Source organism: Xanthomonas bromi, assembly GCF_900092025.1.
GTDB classification, from domain to species: domain Bacteria; phylum Pseudomonadota; class Gammaproteobacteria; order Xanthomonadales; family Xanthomonadaceae; genus Xanthomonas; species Xanthomonas bromi.
On record NZ_FLTX01000134.1, the window covers coordinates 1 to 2,005 of the forward strand.

Sequence of the window (2,005 nt, forward strand, 5' to 3'; positions counted from 1 at the left end):
CCAGGGCAACCGTGGCAGGCTGTTCGAAGTGCGGATCGACCACACGCCGCAGTCCAATGGAGACCTGCCCGCGCCCTGGTTCGTGCACGTGCATACCGAAAAGCCGGTGGCCCCCGACGGACTGCGCTCGCTTCCCTATAAGGACTTGGCCGCCGTCCACCTGAAGACGGCACGGGAGGTGAATTTGGGCCCACGCTGGGAAGAGATGATGCATGCCCTCGGGCATACCGATGCCAAGGTGCATCGTGCAACGATCGGCTCGAAGCTGCTCGCCCAGCTTTGGGCGGCGGGTTCTGGTGGGCAACGATAACCACAACGGTCGGAACGCCGTCGCCCGCCAAGACATGCGCACGCTCGACGTCACCCTGTACGTCGGTCGGGAAGCCTTGTCCATTACCGATGGAACCTGCCTCTGATGGCTCGGGTGGCTGCGTCGCCGAGTCTTCGGCTGCGCATCGACAGATGATGGTGGCGATAGAGAGGTGGCTCAGCTCAGAGCCTGATCCCTTCTTTGACGCGTTGCACTGACGGCTAGGTGGACTTCGTATCAGGCACCAGGCATTCGCACAGCATGCGAACAGCGGAGCATTCGATGGTTTACTTGGCATGGACGTAGCGGCTAGCGACCATGAGCGAGTCGAGCGAATTACGCTCAAAAGGCGATCAACCGCAGCACGCAGACCGTGCTGCCGATACGTCAGGCGCGGTCCATGATGAAAAGGTAGGCTGGTCCGACAGTGAGCACTGCGGCAGCTGCGCGATCGGCAAGCGGCCTGAACGCTAAGATGTACTTGACGCAGGGAGTGCACCACGCACGGCACCAGGAGTTTTTGCTCGCTGATGGAGCCTGTTTAGCCGAGATCTGCGCCACGCCAAACCACCAAGGTCCAGGCATCTCCCGAGAACGGGCATATCTGGGCGTCATGTGTGGCATTGAAGGGCAATATCGGAGGATGCACCGTGCCTAGAGTTGGCCCCACCAAGCAGGCCCCATCGGATCCCGCACGATCCACGCAACCCGCACCGACACCGGCGGACCCGGGGACAGCCGCGAGTGCGTCTACCGACACCGACGTGATGGCGCGCTCCGCGCAACTCAGCGGGCTTGCCATCAGACCGTCGAGGTCGGCCAGAGCGTCCAGAGCCAGTGCGTCAGCAGCATCATCCGCCAACGCCAGGGACGCCACGGCGCTGCTCGTTACCCCAACGCCTGTCTCGGAAGCATCAGATCCTGTCGTAGTATTGAACAGGGCCTCGACCAGGCTGCACCTGTACAATCACCTGGTCGTCAACGTAGCGCCGAGGGACTCGGCGGACACAAAGGCCCTGGAAGCAAGGCTCAATTCCGGCGCGTCCGCGCTCGAATCCGCTCGACAAGGCCTGCAGGCGCTGAGCGATCTCAAGATGCAGCGCCGCATGCCACTTCCCGACATCCAAGCCCATGAGAATCAATTGGTTTCGTCTCTCGGACAAGCCGCAGCGATGAACTATGTGTCATGCGAAAAACTGATCGATCAGAAGCTGGAGGAATTGGGTTCTGTGCTTGACGACAGCAGCGATTCGGTGCGATTTGATACCGACGCCATCCGCCTGCAGCAGCCTGAGCCATGGCTTGCGTTACGCGATCATCTTCTTAATGCCATTTTAGCGTTGGAAGAGGTTTTTCGACGTATCAAGTCGCCGATGACCGATCTGGCGCTGCACGACTCTCCGAAGGCACAACTGCCGATTGTCAAGGTAACGATGGGATCTTGTCACTCGCGGATGCAAACCGTTCGTGGAGTGCTCTACGAAATATATTCAAGAAAACTTTCCCATCAAGCCAGAAGTTGCGGCCTGCCGCAGGTGTTGGATCGACTGAGAGCGCTTGACGACGTAGAAAAGTGCATGAACACCGATGTCAGAAAGGCGTTCACTGAACTGATCAAGATCCATATCGAATGCTATCTTTCAACCGAGCACTCACTTACATCGGAGAAACTGGCCAGCTATAAGAACCTGCTTG

The 2,005-nt window shown here is 59.1% G+C and carries 2 pseudogenes; both read left to right on the forward strand.

Annotated elements, in window-relative coordinates:
* Positions 1-310 (forward strand): annotated as a pseudogene (locus XBLMG947_RS20890) (type III secretion system effector protein); the annotation flags it as partial.
* Positions 311-1,077: 767 nt separating this feature from the next.
* Positions 1,078-2,005, forward strand: a pseudogene (locus tag XBLMG947_RS20900) (type III secretion system effector XopP); the annotation flags it as partial.